The sequence below is a fragment of the Pseudoalteromonas atlantica genome (genome assembly GCA_007988745.1).
Lineage (GTDB): Bacteria > Pseudomonadota > Gammaproteobacteria > Enterobacterales > Alteromonadaceae > Pseudoalteromonas > Pseudoalteromonas atlantica.
In genome coordinates this window covers 1-5,571 of record BJUT01000092.1, presented here as the reverse complement: position 1 = coordinate 5,571, position 5,571 = coordinate 1, and the positions used below count along the sequence as shown (strand labels likewise).

Below are 5,571 nucleotides of genomic sequence, written 5' to 3'. Positions count from 1 at the left end.
TAGGCAAAAAATTCGCTATTTAGTTGTTCTAAATGAGAGTTTTTTAACACAGATAGCGACACGTTTAGCCCCTTAAAATGATTAAGTATTATTGCGAATTGGTATAAGTTGCGGTATGCGCCGTTTTATACACTAACGCTTTTAAGCTTTTATTGCTGTCTACTTCTACAAAACGGGCCGTTGGTGCAAGGCGCTCAACAAATTCTATTGCTCCTTGGGTGTGCTCGTTTATTAAAGCTTTAAACGCATCTTCGCTAAGCTCTGGGCTATTAGCGCATAATAAAAGCTGTGTGGTATCGCACAGTAGTTCGGGTAATCTGCGCAGCACCTTTTGGTAATCTTTAGTTAGAATAAAGCTGCCCTTTTGAAAGCTTGGCGGGTCTACAATAATTAGATCAAACGGCGCTGCTTTTTTTAATTTACCAAACGACTTTAAAATATCGTGCGGTAAAAAACTCACTCCGCGCTCAAAACCATTAAGTTGATGGTTTTGCTTACCTACTTTGAGTACCCCTTTGCTCATATCCATGTTCATAACGTGATCGGCCCCGCCTTGCATTGCCGCAAGCGAAAAACCACACGTGTATGAAAACAAATTAAGTACTTTTGCATGTTTACTATTAGCAGAGACAAACTCACGCCCACTTCGCATATCGGGGAATATTCCGGTGTTTTGGCGGCTTGCTAAATCCACTAAAAAACCAATGCCATTTTCTTTAACCACATGTGGCGAGGGAAGATTACCATGCACTAAACGATTACTGCTTTGTACACCCGCGCGCTGTTGATACACCAATGCAGATATTAATTCAGGGTGATGCTGCTGCGCCCACGCCCAAAGGGTACTGGTCAGTGTATTTAACGTAGCTTCGTCAATTTCATCGTACGAAATTAAAAACAAGCTTGGCGGATAAAAGTCTAAATTAATATGGCTTAGTGATGCCACGCTATGGCCGCGGCCATGAAATACGCGGCATAGTTCGTTTTGTAGTAATGGCGCATCTTCAAGCGCGCTTATTAGGGGCGAAAAATCGGGTGTCATTTAGTTAATCAACTGTTGTTGTAGTTCGTGTATTTCGTCGCGTACAGACGCAGCTTTTTCAAATTCAAGATCGCTGGCATAAGCATGCATTTTGCTTTCAAGCTGTTTAATTTGTGTGGCAATTTCTTTGGCACTGAGTATTTTTTTAGACTCTTTACGCACCAGCTTAAGGTTATCTTGTGGTGCGGCTTCTTCGCCCACATCCATAATATCGGTGATCTTTTTAACCAAGGCTTGCGGCTCAATGCCGTGCTCTATATTAAAGGCGTGTTGTATTTCGCGGCGGCGCTGTGTTTCGCTAATCGCTTTTTCCATCGATTTAGTTACTTTATCGGCGTATAAAATGGCGCGCCCGTCGAGGTGACGTGCAGCACGACCAATGGTTTGAATAAGCGAACGTGCTGAGCGTAAAAAGCCTTCTTTATCGGCATCTAAAATGGCAACTAGCGCCACTTCGGGCATATCTAAGCCTTCTCGTAATAAGTTAATACCCACTAACACATCAAACACACCGGCGCGTAAATCACGAATTATTTCAACGCGTTCTACTGTGTCTATGTCTGAGTGCAGGTAACGCACTTTTACGTTGTGCTCGCTTAAGTAATCGGTTAAATCTTCCGACATACGCTTGGTAAGGGTGGTTACCAGTACCCGCTCACCTTTTTCTACACATTTATAAATTTCTGAGAGTAAATCATCTACTTGAGTGCCTACAGGGCGTATTTCTATTTCTGGGTCTAACAGGCCCGTTGGGCGTATAACTTGCTCTGCTACTTCGCCTGCGCTGCGCTCTAATTCAAAATCACCCGGCGTTGCCGATACATAAATCGTTTGCGGTGCTATGGCTTCAAATTCTTCAAAGCGCAATGGGCGGTTATCCATCGCCGATGGCATTCTAAAGCCATATTCAACTAGGTTTTCTTTACGGCTTCTATCGCCTTTATACATGGCACCTATTTGCGATACGGTTACGTGCGATTCATCGATGATCATCAATGCATCATCAGGAAGATAATCGAGTAATGTGGGTGGCGGATCGCCCGGTGTACGCCCCGACAAATAACGGCTGTAGTTTTCTATGCCCGAGCAATAACCAAGCTCGGTCATCATTTCTATGTCGTATTGTGTACGCTGCGCTATGCGCTGCTCTTCTACTAATTTATTGGCACTTAATAATTGTGCTCTGCGTTCTTTAAGCTCAGCTTTTATTTTTTCTATGGCATCAAGAATTTTTTCGCGAGGCGTTACGTAGTGCGTTTTAGGGTAAATAGTGGCACGTACTATGTGTTTTTCTACCGCACCAGTAAGGGGATCAAAAATACTAAGGCGCTCTATTTCGTCATCAAACATTTCTACGCGTACTGCATAGGTGTCTGACTCGGCAGGAAATATATCAACAACTTCGCCACGTACACGGTAAGTACCACGGCTAAAGTCAATGTCGTTACGGGTATATTGCAGCTCCGCTAAGCGGCGCAGCATATCGCGTTGGTCGACCTGTTCGCCTACTTTTAAAAGCAGCATCATTTTCATGTATGAGTCGGGGTCGCCCAAACCATAAATAGCCGACACAGAGGCCACTATTATGGTATCGCGGCGCTCAAGCAATGCTTTAGTAGCACTTAAACGCATTTGCTCTATGTGCTCATTAATAGAGGCGTCTTTTTCTATAAACGTATCGCTGGCAACCACGTAGGCTTCTGGCTGGTAGTAATCGTAGTAAGATACAAAATACTCAACTGCATTATTAGGAAAAAACTCTTTCATTTCTCCATACAACTGCGCGGCTAGTGTTTTATTATGCGCCATTATTATTGTTGGGCGATTTAAATCGCTAATAATATTGGCCATGGTAAATGTTTTACCTGTACCTGTGGCACCGAGTAAGGTTTGATGCGCAAGCCCGGCTTCTAAGCCTTCTTCAAGCTGTTTAATCGCTGTGGGTTGATCGCCCGCGGGTTTAAATTGTGACTTTAGCTCAAAGTGATCACTCATTCATTTACTCCGTTACCGTGTTACTGCATATTGCATCTAGCTCTTTTACAAACCATTTGTACGCGACTAAACCTGTGAATACATTACCGATTGCAGCGCCAATAAATAAACCAATCAAGCCACCTAGCATACTGCCTACATAAGCAAAAGGCAGGTAAAAAACAAACAAACGAATAATACTTAAAAACAATGCATTCATAGGTTTGTGTAAAGCATTAAACGATGAATTTGATAAAATGATCACCCCTTGAAAACCATAACTTAGCGGTATGGTGTATATAAAGAGCTTAATAACATCGATTACAGCTTGTTCTTTACCAAATAATTGGCTTATTACCCCTGACAGCGCAATGAGTAAAATATAAATAGCAAATTGCCATATCATCACAAATTTAAGCGTACCAATGTACGCCTCTTTTACGCGGCCTAATTTACCCGCCCCAAAGTTTTGGCTAACAAAAGGAGGCAATGTCATCGATAAGGCCAGCACTAAGATACTGGCAATTGATTCAATACGGCTGCCCACACCAAAAGCGGCAACCGCTTCGGGTCCATGATTGGCAACGAGTGCGGTCATCACTGCCATTGCTACTGGGGTAAGCATGTTAGCCCCCGCTGCGGGTAAACCTATTTTAAGTACTTTTTTAATTGCGCTTGCCGCAGTTTGATTACCGGCTTTTAAGCTTAATAGCCGCTTTTTAATGCCCAGCACATATAAAATAATAATAACCGCTACGCCCCAGGCAATAACACTGGCAATAGCGGCACCTTGAATGCCTAATGCCGGTACTGGGCCCCAGCCAAATATCAAAATAGGATCGAGTATGGCATTAATCAGCCCTGCCCCACCCATTACTATACTGGGTGTTTTAGTATCGCCACTGGCGCGTAATACCGAATTACCTATCATGGGGGTAATTAAAAATACGCTGCCAATAAACCAAATATTCATATATTCATGAATAAGTGGCAGCACTAATTGTCCGGCCCCTAATAAAGTGAATATTGGGTCGATTAGTAAATATCCAATAAACGAAAGTAAAATAACTAATAGTAGCGCCACAATAAGCGACACACTGGCATCAAAACGCGCCTCTTCTATTTTATTACTGCCTAAGGCTTTCGCTATCACCGCTGATGTGCCAATACCTAAACCTATGGCTAGGCTTATTACCGTAAAGGTTACCGGAAACGTAAAGCTTACCGCCGCAAGGGGCTCTGTGCCCAACATACTGATAAAAAATGTATCGACTATATTGAACATCATTAGCGTGACCATGCCAAATATCATCGGAATGGTCATTTTTTTCAATGTAGGCAAGATGGGATCGTTAAGTAAATCTGGGCGTGATTGAGAATGTGAAGTTTCGCGCATGGAATAAATAAGCCTCTTTTACTGAGCGAGCCATTTTAAAGCATCATAGCAATTCAAGCCACGGATTTATCAATGGATTTCATACTAATAATAAAGCAACAATTAAAAAAATAGCTAAAGTTGAATTTTTAAGCATTTGTGCACAAATACGCCCTTAGAGCGCCAAAAAACAATAAGTGAACATTTTTATTACTTTTTTAACATTTAACCCTGCAAATTCGCTGAATTTTTACACAGCGCGGTATTAATCTTTATCGTAACGAATTAATTTACTCATCGTTGCATGGTAATTCAGCATGCATTTATAACCCTATGTTTTTTATAGTAATAAAAAAATCGTTTTAAAAGCTTGAAATCGTTGTAGCGCCCTAAAACTCTGGTCGGGACAGTGTTCTTAAAGTTTCATAAACAGAGTTATCCACAGAAACCGTGGATAACTCAGCTGAGCCCGCATTAATAAAGGCTTGCGCGCTGGCTAAAATTCAGCTCAGGTCCAACCTTTACTCAAAGTTAAAGTTAAAAACTTATCAATGCTTGCAAACAAAAAATTAAGCTAAGCCAAATCTTTGTGCCTAATACAGCTATAAGTGACTTAATTAGTTAACGCAAATATTTAGCAACTTATTGATTGTTTTGTTTTTGTACAGCTTTTTGAAATAAAGTTTTCAGCCACGGCTTTATTAGTTTAACCCCTCTTAAATACCGTAATACGAAAAAACTACCCTGCTGGATTTTTTAAAAAGATCTGCTAGCTAAATTTATACTCGGTTTTATGACAACCAGGTTAAATACAAATTTACTGATTTGCCGCGATAAATTTTGTCTCAGCGGCATTTTTTACACATAAATTAAACAATGGCTATTTTATCGGCGCTGTTTTTTTCGTATTGGTGTGAGTCTAAATAGAGATTTACCGCCGTGTTTTGCATAAATAGAGTTATAAAATGCGCAGATCGAACATAAAAACAACGAATAAACTTCTTTTTTAAATTTATGACTTTTATATGTTGACACTTTGCGGCTCCATCATTAATATTTCGCCCCGTTGAAAGGCATGACGCTTCCCCCTTAGCTCAGTTGGTTAGAGCGACGGACTGTTAATCCGCAGGTCCCCCGTTCGAGTCGGGGAGGGGGAGCCAAGTTTTTCAATCATAAACGA

At 41.3% G+C, this 5,571-nt stretch carries 3 protein-coding genes and 1 tRNA gene; 1 reads left to right on the top strand and 3 read right to left on the bottom strand.

All coding sequences use genetic code 11. The features are described from left to right. Nucleotides 1-88 precede the first annotated feature (88 nt). The 3 genes from PAT01_RS19620 to PAT01_RS19610 are packed head-to-tail and all read right to left on the bottom strand — an operon-like array spanning nucleotide 89 to nucleotide 4,412. Entirely contained in the window at nucleotides 89-1,042 is a 954-nt protein-coding gene (locus PAT01_RS19620; protein WP_154946037.1) for a class I SAM-dependent methyltransferase, read from the bottom strand. Then, a complete protein-coding gene (gene uvrB / locus PAT01_RS19615; RefSeq protein ID WP_054983410.1) occupies nucleotides 1,043-3,037 on the bottom strand; it encodes an excinuclease ABC subunit UvrB in 1,995 nt (664 codons plus the stop codon). Between the two features lie 4 nt (nucleotides 3,038-3,041). After that, the gene (locus tag PAT01_RS19610) at nucleotides 3,042-4,412 is read right to left on the bottom strand and encodes an MATE family efflux transporter (protein WP_064386654.1); all 1,371 of its coding nucleotides are present in this window, start codon (nucleotides 4,410-4,412) and stop codon (nucleotides 3,042-3,044) included. A 1,062-nt stretch (nucleotides 4,413-5,474) separates the two neighbouring features. On the opposite strand from PAT01_RS19610, the gene PAT01_RS19605 reads away from it, so the two are divergent. Further along, nucleotides 5,475-5,551 (top strand) — tRNA-Asn (locus tag PAT01_RS19605). Nucleotides 5,552-5,571: the final 20 nt, after the last annotated feature.

Excerpts from the sequence above, each read along its gene's own strand:
- PAT01_RS19610 (WP_064386654.1), bottom strand. The coding sequence starts at position 4,412 with ATGCGCGAAACTTCACATTCTCAATCACGCCCAGATTTACTTAACGAT.
- PAT01_RS19620 (WP_154946037.1), bottom strand. The coding sequence starts at position 1,042 with ATGACACCCGATTTTTCGCCCCTAATAAGCGCGCTTGAAGATGCGCCA.
- uvrB (WP_054983410.1), bottom strand. The coding sequence starts at position 3,037 with ATGAGTGATCACTTTGAGCTAAAGTCACAATTTAAACCCGCGGGCGAT.